The following is a 20,670-nucleotide window of genomic DNA, read 5'->3' as shown; positions in this document are numbered from 1 at the left end:
GCAAAATAATCTATCTAACAAATTTTTCTAATGAAATTAAGATACGTTTTTGCGTTTTTTATTTTGAATATGCATTTGGCAAATTCACAATCGGCAGCTATTACCATTGATGGTATTTTTGATGATTGGGATTCAAGTTTAACTACGTATGTGGATACGAATGAAACGATTAGCGGGATTGATTTGTTAGAGATTCAAGTAACAAATGATGATGAGTTTCTATTTATCAAAATAAAAGCGAATCAAGAATTTGACTTGACTGATGATACAATTACACAGGAATTAGGCCTTTTTATTGATACTGACAATGACACGAATACAGGATTTGATATTCAACAAGGATATGGTTCTGAATTAGGATTACTATTTACACGATTATATGGACATTACAACGTAACACCATATTCGCAAGTAAGTATGTCTGATTTAAAAGTAAGAGCTGCTCCAACAGTGACTTCTGATGAATTTGAAATTGCAATTGGGCGTCATGTGCTACCAGATGGAGCGAATCCGTTATTTACTTCGTCAACTATTAAAATACTAATAAAGAATGATAGTAATTTTGATAGAGTCCCAAATATTGGAGATGTTTTTACATATACTTTTGATGAAACGCCAGTTTCTGCATATACGCCAATAGATATTAACAAAGGTACTTCCGAGCACATACGAATTGTTGCATACAATACGTTACTAGATGGATTGTTAGATGTAAATCGGTTGGATGATTTTGAGCGAATAATAAAGTCATTGAATCCTGATATTGTTGGTTTCATTGAAAGTGCTGCAACTTCAGAAACGTATGTTAAGTCATTATTTGATGCATGGTTGCCTTTAGGAACAGTTGATGGTTGGTATGTGAAAAAACATGGAGGGGAAGTTACAGTTTCACGTTGGGAAATCACGCAACAATGGAATCACTTAACACGACAATTTCCTGTGTTGATAGATCTTCCAGATACAATTTATCATACAGATTTGTTATTTACAAATGCACATTTGAGTTGTTGTGGAGCAGATACTTCTCGGCAAGATCAAGTGGATCAATATGCAGCTTTTATATTAGATGCAAAAACTGCGGGCGGATTGATTGATCTTCCTAAAAATACACCTTTTGTGTATGGTGGTGATTTAAACTTAGTAGGCTTTGCGCAACAATTAGAAACACTAAAAACTGGAGATATTCAAAATACAGCAACTTATGGACAAGGTGCGCCTTTAGATTGGGATGATACAGATTTGAAAGAAGAAAACTGTTTACAAGCTGATGTGCGAATGAATTATACTTGGCGATCAGACACACAAGCTTTTCCGCCAGGAAAATTAGATTTTATTATTTTTTCAGACTTTACGCTCAAGGCGGAAAAATCATTCGTGTTACAAACAGAATTAATGTCAACAACACGATTGACTAACTATAATTTACAGCAAACTGATACAGGAAATGCTTCTGACCATTTCCCTGTAGTGACAGATTTTTCAATTAAAACAGCTACGGTTTCTCCAGTTGTATATTTGCAAGGCGCAGGAAGTAATCCGTATACAGGAGAAGAAGGATTAATGCGAGACGATTTACGTCGTAATAGCTTAGTGCCAACAATATCTCCACATCAAGATGCATTGACTTGTGATGCAAACGTTTTCAATACAACTATCGGAGAAGAAAACAATGATATCGTTGATTGGGTTTATATAGAATTGCGAGATGTAGAAAATAATTCGCAAGTAAAATATGCACGTTCTGCTTTGTTGCAACGCGATGGAGATATAGTAGATGTTGATGGCGTTTCTACTGCTGTAAAACTTAATGTGCCACCAGCAGATTATTATGTAGCTGTTCGTCATCGAAATCACTTAGGAGTCATGACTATTGGCGAAGTCCAATTATCTAGTAATATTGTTATAATTGATTTTTCTCAAGATTCAAGCTTTATAAGCTATGGAAGCAACCCGCAAACACAATCTGGAATTCCTTCTGGACGATATGCAATGTGGGCAGGAAATGTGAATAATGATGCAATAATCCAATATTCAGGAACAACCCCTGATACTCCAATAATTTTGAGTACTGTATTAAATGATGTAGGAAACTTTTTAAACTTTCCAACCTATACGATTACAGGTTATCATGTGAATGATGTTAATATGGATGGAAATATTCAATATACAGGAACCACACCAGACACACCTTTTATTCTTCAAAATGTTTTATCACATCCTGGAAATTTCTTAAACTTTAGCACATACCAAATCATGGAACAATTGCCAGAAAATTAAATCATTTATAATAACTAAGAGACAGCGTTTACTATGTTAATGCCAATGAATTTCTTGAAATAAAATAGATTAAAAAACATCTTTTATAGTTGTGATAAATTTTCTTAACTTTGGAGCTTGATCAAACTATACAATTACCAGAAAAATCTATTATTTAAAAAACATCCTATTCATGAAAAAAACTACTTTTATCTTTTTACTATGTGCAACTTTTGCATTATTTGCAAATAAAGTCAATGCGCAAGATGGTTATACATATACATTAATACAAGACCCTATGAATGTATATGACTTTACAGTACAAGCAGTACCGAATGCAAGTTCTAATAACTTTGCTACTTCTGTACAGAGTTATGGATTTACAATTATTTTACCGGATGGTGTAACAATTGATATATCTGGAGATACTTCTTTAGGAGGAGCAGTTAGCGCTTCCTTTTTTGACGGAAACAATTTTTCACAGCCTACTCTTGATGGATATTTAGTTACAGAAACTTTAGGAAGTCCAGTGTCTCTTACTGCGCCATCTGCAGGAATGAACACAATTGTATACAGCTTTACAGTACAAGGAAATCCTGAATCAGGATTGATTTATATTTTAGAAAATAACTCATCTCTAGCTACTGCTATTACACCTTTAAAATCTTTTATGCAAGCTGACATGATTGACAATGGAATGGCAGAATTTGTAAATGTAGTAGATCCAAATGCTCCTGCAGTAACATCACCATCATTATTTGACTTCTCTACATTGAGTACTTCTGAAGTAGAACTTACTGGAGTAAATGTATTTCCTAATCCAGTAAAGAGTACTGCAACAATTACAGGAGTTTCAGATATTGAAACTGTTGAAATTACAAATATTACAGGACAACGTGTATTGTACAATACAACTAACCTTGAAACAATTGATATGAGTGGATTACCATCAGGGATTTACTTTGCAAAAATAAAAGCAACTTCAGGATCAAAAACAGTGAAGTTAATCAAAGAATAATTGAAATTATATTCAATACTTTATAAAAAGCACCATTCATTTGAATGGTGCTTTTTTTTGCGTTATTTTTTTATCAGAGGGAAATTCGGTTAGTTTAGAATTAAACGTTGTTAAATAGCTTTAAAATTAGATTAGAGAATAATATTGAATCTTCTAGAAGAAATAAAAAATGAAATTACAAAAAATGGACATTTTTCTATGCTCTTTGCCTTTTCCCTTTCTTCAAATAGAAATTTAATAGTAAACTATACAATTGTATTACTAAAATAAGGTATTGCAAACATAACAGATCCAAAAAGTGTTCCCCAAGAATTAAGGCATATTATTCCAGATTACCCATCATTGATCGTTCAAAAAATTTCACTAAGTAGTGAGCGTGAATACGGTATATTTGAACATTGAGAAAGGTGCCTTTAATAATCATTCTAACAAGCACCTATTGATAATATTCCTGTTTTGTTAAAGTAATCTATTTCCCGAACGCACTTACTAGTATAAAAACAAAAAACCCGATCGTATGATCGGGTTTTTATGGTGGTGCCTCCAGGAATCGAACCAGGGACACAAGGATTTTCAGTCCTTTGCTCTACCAACTGAGCTAAGGCACCATCGCCTTAAATGCGGATGCAAATATAAGAGTTTTTTATACTTGACAAAACTATTTTGAAAAAAAAACGTTTCTTAAATTAGCAGCATTGAAAAAATATTATGAATTTAATTGTAGATGCAGGAAATACGTTTGTAAAAGTTGCTGTCTTTCAGGAAGATAAAATGTTGTCTCATGAGAGCTTCAAAAAAGAGGTGTTTCAAAAAAAAATTGAAAAAATTTTGAAAAAGTTTCCAGAGATAGATCAAATGATCACTTCTTCGGTAACAAAACTACGCGAGGAGACAAAAACATTTTTATCCAAATTATCTATAAATGTGTTGAAATTAACTCACGAAACCAATGTGCCTTTTCAAAATAAGTATACCACTCCAAAAACATTAGGGGTCGATCGTATTGCATTAATAGTTGCTGCTGTAATACAATATCCAAAACAAAACGTATTAGTTATTGATGCAGGAACCTGTATTACCTACGATTTTAAAACACATAATGAAGTGTATCTTGGTGGAGGCATTTCACCAGGAATACAACTTCGATACAAAACATTAAACCTACTAACCGCAAACCTTCCATTACTTAAACCCAAAATGCCTGAAAATTATATAGGTGATTCCACAGAAAATGCAATTCACTCAGGAGTAACCGTAGGAGTAATCACCGAAATTGATGGGATAATTGAGCGTTATAAAGCACAATTTCAACATTTAACAGTTATTTTAACAGGCGGTGACACTAATTTCTTGGCTAAAAGGTTAAAAAATACCATATTTGCGAATTCAAAATTCTTGTTACAAGGATTGAACAATGTTTTAGAATATAATAGATATAATGATTAGAAAGTTTTTAGGATTATCAATTTTGTTGTTTATCTGCCAAGTAAGTATTGCACAGCAAGGAACAGCTTCACCATATTCATTCTTAGGAATTGGAGATTTGAAGTTTAAAGGAACAACAGAAAACAGAAGTATGGGAGGAATGAGTGTCTATTCAGATAGTCTACATTTAAACTTGCAAAATCCAGCGGCATTTGGAAGTTTAAAATTCACAACATATACATTAGGAGCTAGCTATGGACAATTAAAGCTTGAAAGCCCTTCAGGGACTGATAAAGGTTCGTCTACAGCATTAGACTACTTAGCAGTAGGATTTCCGTTGAGTAAAAAGATGGGAGTAGGATTCGGAATTTTACCTTACAGCTCGGTTGGTTATAACTTTGAAGGAATTGGAGAAACAGGAATTGCTTCCGCACCAAACAAATTTGCACAATATGAAGGTGAAGGCGGATTAAACTCTGTATTCCTATCATTAGGATATAAAGTTTCAAAAAGCTTTTCTGTCGGAGCGACTGTAAACTATAATTTCGGAAATATAAAAAATCAAAACACAGAATTTTTAGGAGAACTTAATGACGATGGTAGTTTTGTACGAACCCTAAACTATGGAACTCGTTCTAAAGATGAATCTAAATTAAGTGGATTGAGCTATAATTTGGGAGCATATTACCAAACAAAATTCAACGAAAAGTTATCTTTAACAACTTCGTTAACATTTTCTCCACAATCAAATATCAACTCAGATAATACACGTCAATTATTAGCATTAAATTTATCAGGTAATGGCTCAGAAATTGTAAGTTCTGGTCAATTAGACGATATTGATTTAGGAGATAAGAAAACAACAGAATTAAAATTGCCTACAAAAACATCTCTTGGTGTTGGTTTAGGTGAAAAAAATAAGTGGTTTACAGGTGTAGAGTATACATTTTTAAATAGTAGTAACTTTGGAAATAGTTTAACAACTATTGAAAACGTAACCTATGAAAATTCTTCAAAAATTGCAGTTGGAGGATTTTATATTCCAAAATTTAATTCATTTACAAGTTATTGGGAGAGAGTGACTTATAGGGCTGGAATTCGTTATGAGCATACAGGAATTGCAATTCGAAATGAAAATCTAAATGATTTTGGCATATCTTTTGGAGTAGGACTACCAGTGGGACGCACAATATCAAACTTGAACCTTGGTGTTGAGTTTGGACAAAGAGGAACAACGAATGCTGGATTAATCAAAGAAAACTATGTCAATTTCCACTTAAGTTTATCATTAAACGATGTGTGGTTCATAAAAAGAAAGTATAATTAACCGAATAAAATTAGAGAAATGAAGAATATTTTTACATTATTAGTAACAGGATTGTTTACAATAACAAGCTTCACAACTTTAAATGCTCAAGATTGTAAGACAAAATTATCCCTATTTGCCGAAAACGCTAAAGCTAAAAACTATGCGGAAGCTGAAACGCAACTAAACGAATTAAGAAAAGAATGCCCAACTATAAGTTCTGCATTGTATGCTTACGGTGAGAGAATTTATAAAAATAAAATGAAAACTGGGACGGACAAAAGAGCCGCTGCTGAAGAATTAATTCAGTTGTATAAAGATAGAATGGCTAACGTTCCTGCAAAAACTAAAAAAGGAGACATCCTTGGGAAAATAGGAACACTAATGGTAGACCATAAAATTGGAACTGCTAAAAGTCAGTACGATATATTTGATGAAGCTTTCAAAACAGATTTGAAAAACTTCAAAAACCCAAAATCATTATATCAATACTTCGAATTGTACTATAATATGTATACTGATGGAAATCAAGGTATTGCTTTGGAAAACCTAATTCAGAAGTATGAAGAATTAAACGAAAAGTTTGAATCTGAAAGTGAAAGATTAGCAAAAACTAAAAATGAGTTGATCGCTAAAAAAGATGGAGGACAAGAGTTAACATCTAAAGAAGCAAGAGCAGAAAGAATTGCAGATACCAATGTGAAAGCAATCGCAATTTTCTCTGGAAATATGGAGTCATTAATAGAAAAAGTATCTACTTGTGAAACGTTAATTCCATTATTTAGAAAAAACTTTGACGCAAACAGAAGTAATGCACTTTGGTTAAAAAGAGCTGCTGGAAGATTAGATGCTAAAGGATGTGATGAAGATCCATTATTCGTAGAATTAGTAGAAGCAGTAGATGCTTTAGAGCCATCTGCAAATTCTAAAAGATACTTGTCAGGAATCTATGAAAGAAAAGGAAACGCTACAAGAGCAGAAGAGTACTTAAAGCAGTCATTAAGTATGGAGACTGATCCAATTAGAAAAGGAAAGTTATTATACAAAATTGCTGACAAGGCTAAGAAAAAAGGTCAAAAATCAAAAGCTAGAAAGTATTACCTAGATGCTGTAAAAAGTAACCCATCTTTAGGAAGTGCTTACTTAAAAATTGCACAACTATACGCTTCAAGTGTAAACCAATGTGGAAATGATGAGTTCACAAAAAGAGCTGGATACTGGAAAGCTGCTGAAATGGCAAGAAAAGCTGGTCAAGTAGATCCATCATTAAAAAGTATCGCTTCAAGAACTGTAAACTCATACATGAAGTCAGCTCCAAGTAAATCAGATATCTTTAGTAAAGGATATAAAGGAGGAGAATCAGTTCCATTAAACTGTTGGATTGGTGGAAGTGTAAGAGTTCCAAGTTTATAATACAAATGAGCATACACACAAAATATATATTACATTGCATTGTCACAGCACTCGCTGTGACAATGCTTTTTTCATGTCAGGGCGATTACAATAGTGAAATGCAAAAACTATCGTATTCAAAACGTTTTCCTGTTGGAGAAGCCGAAAATATATTTTTAGTGTATACAGATTCAGGAAAAGTAAAATCGACGCTAAGAAGCCCTTATAACAAAGATTTTTCCAATCAAAAATTTCCTTTTTCAGAATTCCCTAAAGGAGTTATCGTCAAGTTTTTTGATGACCAAAACAATGAAAATACGATTACTGCTGACTATGCAATTTTGTATAGTGACACAAGATTAGTAGATTTACAAGGAAATGTAACCTTAACAACGCATAAAGGAGATGTCTTAGCGGCACCTCAATTATTTTGGGATCAAGACAGAGAATGGATTTTTACAGAAGGAGAATTCAAAATCAGTAATGAATATGGTGTGTTGCTGCAGGGAACTAATGGAATCGATTTCAATAGAGATCTAAGTATCATGGAAGCCCATGAAATCTATGATAGTACAATCCCAATTGACGAAAAAGACAAATAGAACACTACAAACTAACAAAACCTAAAAGCCGTGAAAATATTAAGTTATACAAAATACTTGTATCTTGTGGTAGCCGTCTTAGCTACCTATAAAGCAATAGAATTGTGGAATGTAGGAACAGAATCGTACATATTCATAGCATTTGCGGTAGTTTCGCTTTTAATGTTTCTTTTTAGGAGACATTACGGGAAAAAATTTGAAGAGCGAAAAAAACAAGAATAAATGGAACTACAGTTGCTCATTATCATAACGGCATTACTGTTTTCAGCTTTCTTTTCCGGAATGGAAATCGCATATGTTTCAGCGAATAAAATCCATATAGAACTCGAAAAAAAGCAAGAGGGAATTCTTGCGAAAATATTAACGAGACTTACCTTAAAACCTTCTAAATTTATTGCGACAATGCTAGTTGGGAACAATATAGCATTAGTGATTTATGGTTTTTTTATGGGGGAATTGTTAGTAGCTTGGGTTCATGAAACACCTTGGCTCAATCAATACATAAGTATAAAATATGAGCTGTTATTTCAAACAATAGTATCTACATTAGTTATCTTATTTACAGCAGAATTTCTTCCGAAAGTGTTCTTTCAAGTGTATTCAAACAGACTCTTGAAAATATTAGCAATTCCTGCATACATTTTTTATCAACTATTTTGGTTAGTCTCAGAATTTGTAATGTGGATATCGAATGTAGTCTTAAAAAAATTCTTCAAAACTGAAGGAGACGAAGTACAACTAGAATTTAGTAAAGTTGAACTTGGGGACTATATTACGGAGCAAATGGAAGCAACACATCATGATGAAGATATAGATTCCGAAATCCAAATATTTCAAAATGCCTTAGAATTTTCAGAAGTAAAATCTAGGGAAGTTATGATTCCAAGAACGGAAATTGTGGCAATAGAATTGCATGAAAGCACTAAAAACCTGGCAAAACTCTTCTCAGAAACAGGCTATTCAAAAATTCTAGTCTATAAAAATAGTATTGATGACATTATTGGATATGTGCACTCTTTTGAACTATTCAAAAAGCCAAAAACGATACGAAGCATCGTAATGCCAGTGATATTTGTTCCGGAAGCAATGTTGGCAAATGATGTTTTAAATGTATTGACTAAAAAACGTAAAAGTATCGCAGTTGTATTAGATGAATATGGCGGAACTTCTGGAATAATTACAGTAGAAGATATTGTAGAAGAGTTGTTTGGTGAAATAGAAGATGAACATGATGTTACCGAATTACTTGAAAAACGAATAGGTGAATACGAATACATTTTTTCTGCCCGATTAGAAGTTGATTATATCAACGAAATGCACAAACTGAACCTTCCAGAAAATGAAAATTATGAAACATTAGGCGGACTTATTGTAAGTGAAACTGAGGAAATTCCACAAAAAGATGAAGTCATCATAATCAACAATGTAAAGTTCACAATTCTAGAAGTTTCCAATACAAAAATTGATACAATTCAGCTTCAAATACTTTCAGAAGATTAAAATCCCTAAAATAAACGAATTAATACGTGGTTCTTCTTTTATTATTTAGTAGGAAATTGTATTTTCGCCCACTGAATTTCATAAAATTGAAGATAAATGGCAATTCTTGCAAAAATTAGACAGCGTACATTAGTTTTAATCCTAATCATTGGATTAGCACTATTTGCTTTTGTAATCTCTGACGTATTCAACAACTCAGACAATGGAGCAAAACAACCAAACGAAATAGGAATGGTAAATGGCGAAAGCATTCCATACAGAGGTTTTAGTAATAATGTAGAAAATATATTAAACCAATCTAGAGGTAGTCAATCTACAATCCAAGTAGTAAACAATGTTTGGGATCAACAACTTCGAAGTGAATTAATATCTCAACAATTAGACGAATTAGGAATCACTATAGAGAAAGATGAAATCTGGAACTTAATGATCACCAATTCATATTTCACTGGAAACCCTCAATTCCAAGATGAAGCTGGTGTTTTTGTAGAAGGAAAATTAAGAGAATATATCAACTCTTTAGAAGCTACAAAAAACGACAAAAAAGATCCTACAAAAGCAGCACAATATCAAAGCTGGTTATCAACGGAAGAATTCTTTATCAATCAAGCTAAGCAAAACTTATACTATAACTTAGTAAGATCAGGTTCAATTGCGACGGTAAAAGAAGGAGAGTTAGCATATCGTTTAGAAAATGACAAAGTAACTTTTAAATATGTTCAAATTCCTTACAACACAGTAACGAATGAAGAAGTAGAGATCAAGAAAAGTGATATAAAAAACTATATCAATAATCATAAATCAATGTTTGAAGAAGATGCTTCAAGAGATATTCAATATGTGTATTTCGAAGAAAAACCTTCAAAGGCAGATGAAGATTCAGCAAAAACTGATGTTACTGGATTAATGAGTGCTTTTGAAGCAGCAGAAGATGCTGAAGGGTATGCAAACGAAAACACTGATACAAACGAAAATAGTACATTCTTATACAAGAATCAATTGCCAAAAGATGTAGCAGAAGGTTTGTATGCAACTGAAGTTGGAAAAGTATTCGGGCCATACAAAGTTGGAGACATATACAAAATTTCAAGAGTTGTTGAAACAATGCAAAAGCCTGATTCTGTAAGAAACAGACATATCTTAATTCGTTTTGCAGGTTCAAATGGAGCTGATCCAAGCTTGAAAACAACAAAAGAAGAGGCAAGAAAAACAGCTGATAGCATCTTAGCAATTGTAAAAAGAAACAAATCTAAATTTGCTGATATTGCTAAAACAATGTCTGACGATACTTCAAAAGATAAAGGTGGTGATTTAGGATGGTATTCTAGTACAACAGGATTAACGCCAACTTACAAAGAATACATTTTTGGAAACAAAACTGGAGATATGGATGTTGTAGAGTCTCCTTTCGGATTCCACGTAATTGAAATTCAAGAACAAAAGAATCTTCAAAAAACAATCAAGTTGGCAACAATTACAAAATTAGTTGAGTCTTCTGAAAAAACATTAAGCGACTTATTTACAACTTCTTCAAAATTTGAAGCAGATGCAGGAAAAGGAGACAATGCTTTTGTTGATATTGCTAAAACAAACTCATACGAAGTTAAGCCTGTAAACAAGATGAAAATCTTAGATTCTAGAATCTTAGGTTTAGGAGATCAACGCCAAATTGTACGTTGGACATTTGAAGATGATGTAAAAGTTGGAGATATTAAGCGTTTCCCTGTAGGAAGTGGATTTGTAGTTGTTCAATTAACTCAAAAACACGCTGAAGGATTATCGTCTGTAGAAGACGCTTCTGCGCGTGTAATTCAATTACTAAGAGATGAGAAAAAAGCTGAAATCATCAAATCTAAAAACACAGCAACTACATTAGCTGACTTAGCTGCAGCTAACAATGTGCAAGTGCAAACAGCAACTTCTTTATCAATGAGCTCACCTGTGATTCCAGGAGCTGGAGAAGAGAAAAAAGTAGTTGGAGCAGCATTTGCATTAGCAGAAGGAACAACTTCAAAATTAATTGCAGGTAAAAAAGGTGTATTCATGATTGAAGTTACAACAAAAACACCAGCTGCTGCAAAAGATAGCTATCTTACAGAAATGAACTCTCTAAGAACACAAAGATCTTCAACGGCTACAAATTCAGTATTCAATGCATTGAAAAGTGCTTCTGAAATTGAAGATAACAGATCTAAATTCTACTAAGATTCACATATGAAATAACATTCTAATTATGTAGAATGTGAAAAGCCTGTAATTAATTTTACAGGCTTTTTTTGTAGTTTGTAAAAACTATATAATCCTTGAAAAATGATAACAAAATTTTCTGAGAAGTTTAAAGAAAAGAGTAATACAGATTTACTTTATATAATTGAAAATCCTGAGGCATATCAAAAAGAAGCCGTGCTTACTGCAAGTTATGAATTAGAGTCAAGAGGAATAGTAAATGAAACAATTGTTGATGTCAAAAACACATATAAACAACAAGAGGAATTAATAAGTAAAATACAATTGAATTCTCAAAAGAAACGATCTAGTTTGCCAAAATCTATTGCTAACGCAGTAAAATTGATCTACATATCAATGGGATTAGGAGTTATAAACCCAATCATTATAGAGCTGTTTTTAGGGTTTCAATCTTTCTCTGATCCCAAAAGTTTAGTAATTACCTTAATAAGTACAGGTGTTTTAGCATTATTGGCATATCAAATAAATTTAGGAGAAAACTGGGCGAGAAATGTGTACACAGTTTTGGCAGGTTTGGGATTAATGATGTCTCCTGCAGTGATATTCGAAACCTTTCAGCTGGGCTTAGTGATTGGTTTTTTATCTTTAGTTCAAGTTGCTTTGCAAGGATTTGCTATATTTTTACTATTCAAACCAGAATCAAGAACTTGGTATCAAAGTAATAAGATTAAAATTTAAAAAGTCGACTTATATGGAAAGTATCATTTCATCAAAATGAATTACCGTTTCATATCCTTTTGATTTAAAATAAGTTAGAGTGTCGTCATTTCCTGTTGCTAAGATGAAATCGCCGCCCCAAGCACCTAAACTTTTAGTTTGTCCAAAATAATCAGCGAACAAACGTTTTTGCACAGGTGTTTCTTGAATAATATCAGCAATAATGGCTTCGTGTTCGCTCAGTAACAAATTAAAATCAGCAATAGAGTTGCTAGTCGCCATTTCAGTAGTAATGGCATTAATCACTTTTATTTCGTTTGTAATAGTGCCTTTTTTACTGTTGTAATTCGTAATAGCGTTTCTGCTGTTTTGTTTTTTGTTTAAATGTACAAAGTACAATTGATCGCTAAACGAAAGGGAAAATTCAATTGGAGTTACTTTTGGCTTTCTCTGATTAATCTCGTAAATAATAGGTGTATGGTGTTTCGCGCATGCAATATCATAACCACTTCCTTTAAAAGCATTCCAAAGTAGTGTAAACGGATTCACATTTGCCCAAAGTGCAATATTATGAATCAGCGTAGACGAAGAGCCCAATCCCCAATTTTGAGGAAAAGTTAAGCTGGTTTGCACTTCAAAACTAGTCTCTCCATTTAAAAATGAAGGATTCAAACGTTTAGCTTCTGATAAAATGTTATGTAATACTTGGCTTTCAGGATCAATATAAGAAACTTCACAATCGAATGCTTTCAATTCAAACGAGCGTTGGAACCAAATCAAATCTTGTGCGTCATAACTTTTCCAAACCAATTTTGGTGGCTCAATCGAATTTGGTAGTTCAATCGGAACTACCGTCATAGATTGTCCATACGTGGTTGGAATAGCCAATGCTTTTGCGCCATCTAAAACGACATATTCACCTGTTAATAATAATTTTCCGTTACTGTAGAAATTCATTAAGCTTGTCCTATTTTATATGTGTTAAAAGCATTCACAACAGCGCTATGCGTTACTGTTTTATCTTTAAAGAAAGCGATAAAATGTTTCTTCTCAGCTTCTGTAGCTTTTAATTGGTTTAAAATGTTAACCAAATGCATCTTCATATGTCCTTTTTGAATTCCTGTCGTTGTCAATGAACGGACGGCAGCAAAATTTTGTGCTAATCCTGCAACAGCAACAATCTGCATCAATTCTTTGGCATTTGGCTTTCCAAGCATTTCTAGGGCTAATTTTACCAATGGGTGTAATGAGGTCAATCCGCCAACGGTTCCTAATGACAGTGGAATCTCTATCCAAAACTTAAATATGCCATCGTTTAATTCGGCATGCGTTAAACTAGAATAACGTCCATCTTTTGCAGCATAGGCATGAATTCCAGCTTCTACAGCTCTAAAATCATTTCCTGTAGCTAACACAACGGCATCAATTCCGTTCATAATTCCTTTATTATGCGTTACAGCGCGATATGGTTCTGTTTTTGCAATTTGAATAGCACGAACAAACTTTGCTGCAAATTCATTAGCGTCCATGGTTTCACTTTCGGTTAACGAACTTACAGGGCAACTTACTTCAGCTTTTACCAAGCAATTAGGAACATAATTAGAAAGAATACTCATTACAATTTGAATGTCTTTCTCTTGTTCAGAAAAAATATCAAACGTTTGTGCATTTTCTTTAAATGTTTTTGCAAACTGTTCTAAACAGGAGTTGATAAAGTTTGCTCCCATAGAATCGACAGTTTCAAACGTGCAGTGTAGTTGAAAATATCCGTCTAGTGCTGCCGTTTTATCACGAAGTTCTATATCAGTAATTCCGCCACCACGTTTTTCCATATTCTGAGTAATATGCTTTGTGGAAGCAATTAATTCAGCTTTAATCGAACTAAAATAAGTGTGTAATTTTTCGGTCGAGCCGAAATACATAAAATGTACTTGTCCAACTTTTTCGGTATTAATTACTGTGGCTTTAAATCCACCACGATCTATCCAAAACTTTGCAGCCTTACTAGCCGCTGCAACAACCGAGCTTTCTTCAATCGCCATTGGAATGGCATACAATTCATCATTAATCAAAAAATTAGGAGCAATTCCTAACGGAAGATAAAAGTTTGAAATCGTATTCTCAATAAATTCATCATGTAGCTTTTGTAGCGTTTCATCTGAATTCCAATATTTCTGTAATGTATCAACAACAGTTGTATTGTTTTGAAAATACGTGCTAGCAAGCCATTCAATTTTTTCGTTCTTGGAAAGTTTTGAAAATCCAGCAATAGGAGTAATCATAAAATAGGGTTTAATATCCGTTACGTTTGCGGCAAAGATACGCAATGAAAAAGTACAATTTTACTTCGAATGGGCTAAAATATAGTTTGAAACGAAAGCTTTTTGGAGTAAAAAAGGTCAAAAGGGGATATTTTACAATGCATTTAGTGTGGAAATGTCATAAAATAGAGCTAAAAAGAATCAAATTTCTCCTGATATAATTTAAGGTTTGATTTTTGTGGTACTTGCTTGATATTTGTATATTGTCAACCTTATAATTTAAAATTACTCAAAATAATAGGCTTTTACCAAGCATATTCTTAAAAACTTAACACGAATGAAATTAAAATATGTTTTTCTTTTTCTCTTTTTAGGACTTACAAGTTTTACAATTGCACAGCAAAAAGAAATTACGCTAGAAGAAATATGGAATGGTTCTTTTAGAACTCGTGGAATGGACGTATTGCGTTCCATGAACAATGGGAAACAATATACTGTATTAAATAGAAGGTCAGGTTCAGTAGACAAATACGATTACAAAACACTTGAAAAAGTGGAAACCATTGTAAGTGCTGGCGATCTTTCAGAAATTGCTTCATTTTCTTCATATAGCTTTAGTGATGATGAAAGTAAATTAATTTTAGCTACAGAGGTAGAGCCTGTATTTAGAAGATCTAGATTAGGAATCTATTATGTATATGATATAGCTTCAAAAAAAGCGACAAAAATTTCAGATAAAAAAATACAAGAGCCAACCTTTTCTCCTAACGGAAAAAAGGTTGCTTACGTTTATGAAAATAATATCTATGTAAAGGATTTACAATCTGGAAATGAAACACAAATTACAACGGATGGTGTGAAAAACAAAATCATTAACGGTGTAACGGATTGGGTATATGAAGAAGAATTTTCAATTGTAAGAGCATTTCAGTGGAATGCAGCAAGTGATCATATTGCATTCATTCGTTTTGATGAAACAAATGTTCCTGAATTTTCAATGGATGTTTATGGAAGTCAATTATATCCACAACAACATGTGTTTAAATATCCAAAAGCAGGAGAAAAAAATGCAGATGTATCTTTACATTTATATAGTTTGAATGCTAATAAAACGTCTGAAATCAACTTAGGAAACTACAATGATTTTTATATTCCAAGAATCAACTGGACAAATGATCCGTTAGTATTGAGTATACAAGTTATTAATAGACATCAAAACGAATTGGATTTGATTATGTACAATGCTGCTACAAATCAAACATCAATTGTAGTTAAAGAAAAAGATAAAGCGTATGTTGATATTACAGATAACTTAACGTTTTTAGCAGATAACAGTTTCATTTGGACAAGTGAAAAAGATGGATTTAATCATATTTACCATTATAAGAAAGATGGAACGTTAATCAATCAAGTAACAAAAGGGCCGTGGGAAGTAACTGCGTATTATGGATACAATGAAAAAGATGATATCATTTATTATCAATCAGTTGAAAATGGTTCTGTAAACAGAGATGTATATTCCATCAAAATAAACGGGAAGAAAAAGAAACGACTTTCTACAAAGAACGGTACAAACGGCGCAAACTTTAGTGCTAACTTCACATACTATATTAGCTCTTTCTCTAGTGCGACAACTCCAAATGAATACGCATTGCACTTAGCTAAGAATGGTAAGTTAGTCAAAGAAATCAAAAACAATGCGAACGTAAAAGAAAAATTAGATGGCTACAAAATGTCTCAGAAAGAATTCTTTACGTTAACAACAGCAAAAGGACATGAATTAAACGCTTGGATGATAAAACCAGTAGACTTTGATGCTTCAAAAAAATATCCAGTATTTATGTATCAATATTCTGGTCCTGGTTCACAAACAGTTTCTAATAGATGGAATAGTAGTAATGACTATTGGTATCAAATGTTAGCACAAAAAGGAATGATTATTGTGTGTGTTGACGGACGTGGAACAGGTTTCAAAGGAGCAGACTTTAAAAAAGTAACCTATAAAGAATTAGGGAAATACGAAGTAGAAGATCAAATAGATGCGGCAATAGAACTAGGGAAACGTTCATATGTTGACAAAGATCGTATCGGAATTTGGGGATGGAGTTACGGAGGATTCATGTCGAGTAACTGTATCTTAAAAGGTAATGATGTATTTAGTATGGCAATTGCAGTTGCACCTGTAACAAGCTGGCGTTTTTATGATACCATTTATACGGAGCGCTATATGCAAACTCCACAAGAAAATGCAAGTGGATATGATGATAATTCGCCAATAAACCATGTAGAAAAACTAAAAGGTGATTATTTAGTGGTTCACGGAACAGGAGATGATAACGTGCATGTTCAAAATACAATGCGTATGATTGACGCATTAATAAAAGCAAACAAACAATTCGATTGGATGATTTATCCAGATAAAAATCATGGAATTTATGGAGGTTACACTCGTTTGCATTTATATACCAAAATGACAGATTTCATCGAAAATACATTACTAAAAAAATAATTTCAAAAAAGATACTAACCCAAACTATTTAAAATAATGACAGACTCAGTAAAACAAGAACACCAAAAAGAACTATTTGGGCAACCAATAGGACTTTACATTTTATTTTTAACTGAAATGTGGGAACGTTTTTCATATTATGGAATGCGCGCATTACTAGTTTTATATATGACTACCGCAACAATCGGAGATGACAGAGGAGCAGGTTTAGGTTGGACAAGTAAAGAAGCGTTGGCACTTTACGGTTGGTATACAATGCTAGTATATGTAATGTCTATTCCAGGAGGAATGATAGCTGATAAATTAATAGGACAGAAAAAAGCTGTTTTATGGGGAGCTATTGTTTTGTGTATAGGACATGGTGTTTTAGTACTTACTGATATTTGGGCATTCTATACAGGTTTAGGACTTGTAATATTAGGTGTAGGATTATTAAAGCCTAACATTTCTACAATGGTAGGAGGACTCTACAGAGAAGGAGATATTCGAAGAGATAAAGGGTTTAGCATCTTTTATATCGGAATTAACTTAGGATCTTTATTAGCAACATTAATCGTAGGATTGGTAGTTGCAGAATGGGGATGGCATGCAGGATTTGGACTAGCAGGAATTGTAATGGTATTAGGATTAATAAACTATCTATATGGTCAAAAATACTTGAAACATGTAGGTAATTTTGAACCAAGTACTGGAGGGGAAAATGAAATTTCTTATGGACAGTTATATGGAAAACTACCTAGTTCGCCAGTTCAATTAACGGTTACACTAATTTTATTAGCATTATCAGCATATGGATGGTATACTTTGGGATGGGGTTACGGTTTACTTTTTGCTTTCTTAACTGCAATTACTGCATTGTTAATGATGATTTATAAAGAATTAGATACGCAAATATATAAAGACAGATTCCTTGTATTATTACTATCATTTATCATGGTAATTATTTTTTGGGGAGCTTTTGAACAAGCAGGAGGTTTAATGAACTTATATACGGAAACAAATACAAATAGAGATCTATTTGGTTGGGAAGTGCCAACAGTAATGTTTCAAAGTTTAAATGCAGGATTTATTATCATATTTGCGACAATTATTGCAGGATATTGGGCAAAAAGAAAATTAAAAGGAAAAGAAGCCTCTTCATTATTTAAAATGGCTTTGGGTATTATCATTATGGGATTTGGTTTCCTATTTATGGTTTTTGCTGTAATGGAATTTGAAAAATCAGGAGCATCAAGTATGATATGGTTAGTATTAGCATACTTGTTTCATACAATAGGAGAACTTTGTATTTCTCCAGTAGCACTCTCTTTTATAACAAAATTAGCGCCAGTAAAGTATGCATCATTAATGATGGGTGTATATTTTGCGGCAACAGGATTAGGGAATAAAGTGGCAGGTATAGTAGGTGAGTCTGCTAGTGATTTCGGAGAGTATGCTATATTTTTAGGAATATTAGTATTTACTGTAGTAGTAGGATTGTTATTTATTGTGATATTAAAGCCTTTGAAAAGATTGACACATGGAGCAGAGGATAATGAAAGAACAATGAATGAAGAAGCTGAAGGATTTGAATTAGCAGATAACTAAAATATACTTTTATGAATACAGATGTAGAAAATTTATTTAAGGACAAAGTAATTGGGCATCCTGCAGGATTGTTTGTAATCTTTTTTACAGAAATGTGGGAGCGATTCTCATTCTATGGAATGCGTATTTTATTAGTAATATTCTTAACGGCTCCTTTGTTTGGTGAAAATCCAGGTTGGGGATGGAGTTCTGAAAATGCACTTTCATTGATTGGTACGTATGGATCACTGCTATATCTAACACCAATTGTTGGAGGTTGGATTGCAGATAAATTTACAGGATATAGAGTTGCAGTAGTGATTGGATGTTTTATTATGATGCTGGGACATGTTTCCATGGTTTTTGAAACACAATGGTCATTATACCTAGGATTAGCATTATTAATTATAGGAACTGGATTTTTTAAACCAAATATGACTTCGATGATTTCCGAAATGTACAAAGGGAAAGAATCTAAAAAAGATGGAGCTTATACAATCTATTACATGGGTGTAAATGCAGGTGCTTTCTTTGGAATGATGTTATGTGGATATCTTGCAGAAAATGTTGGTTGGAGTTATGGATTTGGATTAGCAGGAATATTTATGCTGCTTGGTTTAATTCAATTCTGGTTAGCGAAAGATTTATTTGGAGAAATTGGAGGGAAACCATCAAAAGTATATGAAGTAGAATTACCTCAAAACATTAATGAGGAAAGTCCAGTTGTACAAGAAGAAAATGTGCCAGAAAAGTTAAATCCATTTACAACAGTAGATAAAGTTTTAATGACTTTAGCGGCTATAGGAGGGTTGTCATACCTCTTAAATGATCCGATATCTAAAATTGGTGGTTATAATCTATTCGATTTCCAGCTAGGAGGGATTTCAGGGCCTTATGTCGTAGTATTATTATCATTGGTGTTATTTCTATTCTTAATTACAACACGAACCATTAGATATTCATCAGTTGTACGGGATAAAATTATAGCGGTTTCCATTTTTGGTTTATTTACAGTTGTATTCTTTGCGGCTTTTGAGCAAGCGTTAGGGTCTATGACTTTATTTGCTAGAGATTTTACACAACGTTCACTCACTGGGAATTCTGCAATGATTTTTAAAATTATTGATTTAATATTAACGGTTGTTCCATTGGCAATAATTACCTGGGTTTTATACTTGTTATTTAAGAAAACATACAGTAAAATTCCGTATTCTAATATCGTTTTAGCGTTAACATTTGCCTTTTTATGGTATGTGGTTTTTTACAAAGTAAATGCAGAATTTAGTAAAGAAACTACAGAAGTTGGTGCAAGTTGGTTTGGAATTTTAAATTCATTCTTTATCATCACATTAGCACCTTTATTCTCTAAATGGTGGGAAAGTAAATACAATCCAAGTGCAGCCATGAAATATGGTATTGGGTTGATTCTTCTAGGTGCTGGATTCGGAATTTTAGTATTCGGAACATTAGGAATTCCTCAAGGAGCAAAAACAGCATCTGTAAGTATGATATTCTTAATTCTAGCATATTTATTCCATACAATGGGAGAATTATGTATCTCACCGGTAGGATTATCATATTTAAGTAAATTAGTACCAGGGAGAATGATTGGATTTATGTTCGGTATCTGGTATTTAGCAATTGCTATTGGGCAAAAAGCTGCAGGTACAATGGGAGGAATGATTGATAAGATTACAGAACAATACTCATTAAGTACGTTCTTTTTAATATTTACATTACTACCAATAGGTATAGGAGTTCTTTCAATGGCGTTAAATAAAGTGTTGAAAAAACTCATGCATGGTGTAAAATAACATCAAGAAAATATAATAAATTAAAAAGCGCTTTTCTTCCAAAAAGCGCTTTTTTAATAACGTCGTATATTTGTAAATAATGATCTTTCGTAAAGAAGGCATAGTCTTTGCGACTCA

Annotated in this window: 15 protein-coding genes and 1 tRNA gene; 13 read left to right on the top strand and 3 right to left on the bottom strand. The window is 32.9% G+C overall.

Features of this window, described 5'->3' with window-relative positions; genetic code table 11:
• Positions 1-30: 30 nt before the first annotated feature.
• On the top strand, positions 31-2,277 hold the full coding sequence (locus Q0828_RS00370) for an endonuclease/exonuclease/phosphatase family protein (protein ID WP_298416748.1): 2,247 nt from the start codon (positions 31-33) through the stop codon (positions 2,275-2,277).
• Positions 2,278-2,449: 172 nt separating this feature from the next.
• The gene (locus tag Q0828_RS00365; RefSeq protein ID WP_298416747.1) at positions 2,450-3,274 is read left to right on the top strand and encodes a T9SS type A sorting domain-containing protein; all 825 of its coding nucleotides are present in this window, start codon (positions 2,450-2,452) and stop codon (positions 3,272-3,274) included.
• A gap of 532 nt (positions 3,275-3,806) precedes the next feature.
• Here the strand turns inward: Q0828_RS00365 and Q0828_RS00360 are convergent.
• Positions 3,807-3,882: transfer RNA gene (locus Q0828_RS00360), tRNA-Phe, on the bottom strand.
• A gap of 100 nt (positions 3,883-3,982) precedes the next feature.
• Between Q0828_RS00360 and Q0828_RS00355 the strand changes: the two genes are divergently transcribed.
• The 8 genes from Q0828_RS00355 to Q0828_RS00320 all read left to right on the top strand — a co-directional run bounded on the left by Q0828_RS00355 (position 3,983) and on the right by Q0828_RS00320 (position 12,424).
• On the top strand, positions 3,983-4,720 hold the full coding sequence (locus tag Q0828_RS00355; RefSeq protein ID WP_298416746.1) for a type III pantothenate kinase: 738 nt from the start codon (positions 3,983-3,985) through the stop codon (positions 4,718-4,720).
• Positions 4,713-6,026: an outer membrane protein transport protein gene (locus Q0828_RS00350; protein ID WP_298416744.1), complete on the top strand. Its 1,314-nt coding sequence runs from the start codon at positions 4,713-4,715 to the stop codon at positions 6,024-6,026. The genes Q0828_RS00355 and Q0828_RS00350 overlap by 8 nt, the downstream gene beginning before the upstream one ends.
• Before the next feature lie 18 nt (positions 6,027-6,044).
• The gene (locus Q0828_RS00345; protein ID WP_298416742.1) at positions 6,045-7,418 is read left to right on the top strand and encodes a hypothetical protein; all 1,374 of its coding nucleotides are present in this window, start codon (positions 6,045-6,047) and stop codon (positions 7,416-7,418) included.
• 5 nt (positions 7,419-7,423) lie between these two features.
• Complete coding sequence (gene lptC, locus Q0828_RS00340; protein ID WP_298416741.1) at positions 7,424-7,999, top strand: LPS export ABC transporter periplasmic protein LptC; 576 nt, start codon at positions 7,424-7,426, stop codon at positions 7,997-7,999.
• 30 nt (positions 8,000-8,029) lie between these two features.
• Positions 8,030-8,221: a hypothetical protein gene (locus Q0828_RS00335; RefSeq protein ID WP_298416739.1), complete on the top strand. Its 192-nt coding sequence runs from the start codon at positions 8,030-8,032 to the stop codon at positions 8,219-8,221.
• Complete coding sequence (locus Q0828_RS00330) at positions 8,222-9,499, top strand: hemolysin family protein (protein ID WP_298416737.1); 1,278 nt, start codon at positions 8,222-8,224, stop codon at positions 9,497-9,499.
• 96 nt (positions 9,500-9,595) lie between these two features.
• Entirely contained in the window at positions 9,596-11,704 is a 2,109-nt protein-coding gene (locus Q0828_RS00325; protein ID WP_298416736.1) for a peptidylprolyl isomerase, read from the top strand.
• 105 nt (positions 11,705-11,809) lie between these two features.
• Positions 11,810-12,424 (top strand): hypothetical protein, encoded by a 615-nt coding sequence (locus Q0828_RS00320; protein WP_298416734.1) that lies wholly within the window; start codon positions 11,810-11,812, stop codon positions 12,422-12,424.
• A gap of 9 nt (positions 12,425-12,433) precedes the next feature.
• Here Q0828_RS00320 and Q0828_RS00315 read toward each other — a convergent pair whose 3' ends face one another.
• Positions 12,434-13,360 (bottom strand): GYDIA family GHMP kinase, encoded by a 927-nt coding sequence (locus tag Q0828_RS00315; RefSeq protein ID WP_298416733.1) that lies wholly within the window; start codon positions 13,358-13,360, stop codon positions 12,434-12,436.
• Complete coding sequence (locus Q0828_RS00310) at positions 13,360-14,685, bottom strand: hydroxymethylglutaryl-CoA reductase, degradative (RefSeq protein WP_298416732.1); 1,326 nt, start codon at positions 14,683-14,685, stop codon at positions 13,360-13,362. The genes Q0828_RS00315 and Q0828_RS00310 overlap by 1 nt, the downstream gene beginning before the upstream one ends.
• A gap of 316 nt (positions 14,686-15,001) precedes the next feature.
• Here Q0828_RS00310 and Q0828_RS00305 point away from each other — a divergent pair, with 316 nt between their 5' ends.
• From Q0828_RS00305 to Q0828_RS00295, 3 genes are read left to right on the top strand one after another with little or no spacing between them, the layout of a single operon-like run.
• Entirely contained in the window at positions 15,002-17,173 is a 2,172-nt protein-coding gene (locus Q0828_RS00305; protein WP_298416730.1) for a S9 family peptidase, read from the top strand.
• Positions 17,174-17,209: 36 nt separating this feature from the next.
• On the top strand, positions 17,210-18,760 hold the full coding sequence (locus Q0828_RS00300; RefSeq protein ID WP_298416729.1) for a peptide MFS transporter: 1,551 nt from the start codon (positions 17,210-17,212) through the stop codon (positions 18,758-18,760).
• Positions 18,761-18,771: 11 nt separating this feature from the next.
• The gene (locus Q0828_RS00295) at positions 18,772-20,553 is read left to right on the top strand and encodes a peptide MFS transporter (RefSeq protein WP_298416727.1); all 1,782 of its coding nucleotides are present in this window, start codon (positions 18,772-18,774) and stop codon (positions 20,551-20,553) included.
• Positions 20,554-20,670: the final 117 nt, after the last annotated feature.

The sequence above is a fragment of the uncultured Kordia sp. genome, from assembly GCF_947496985.1.
GTDB lineage: Bacteria > Bacteroidota > Bacteroidia > Flavobacteriales > Flavobacteriaceae > Kordia.
This window is presented reverse-complemented; position numbering and strand designations above follow the sequence as displayed.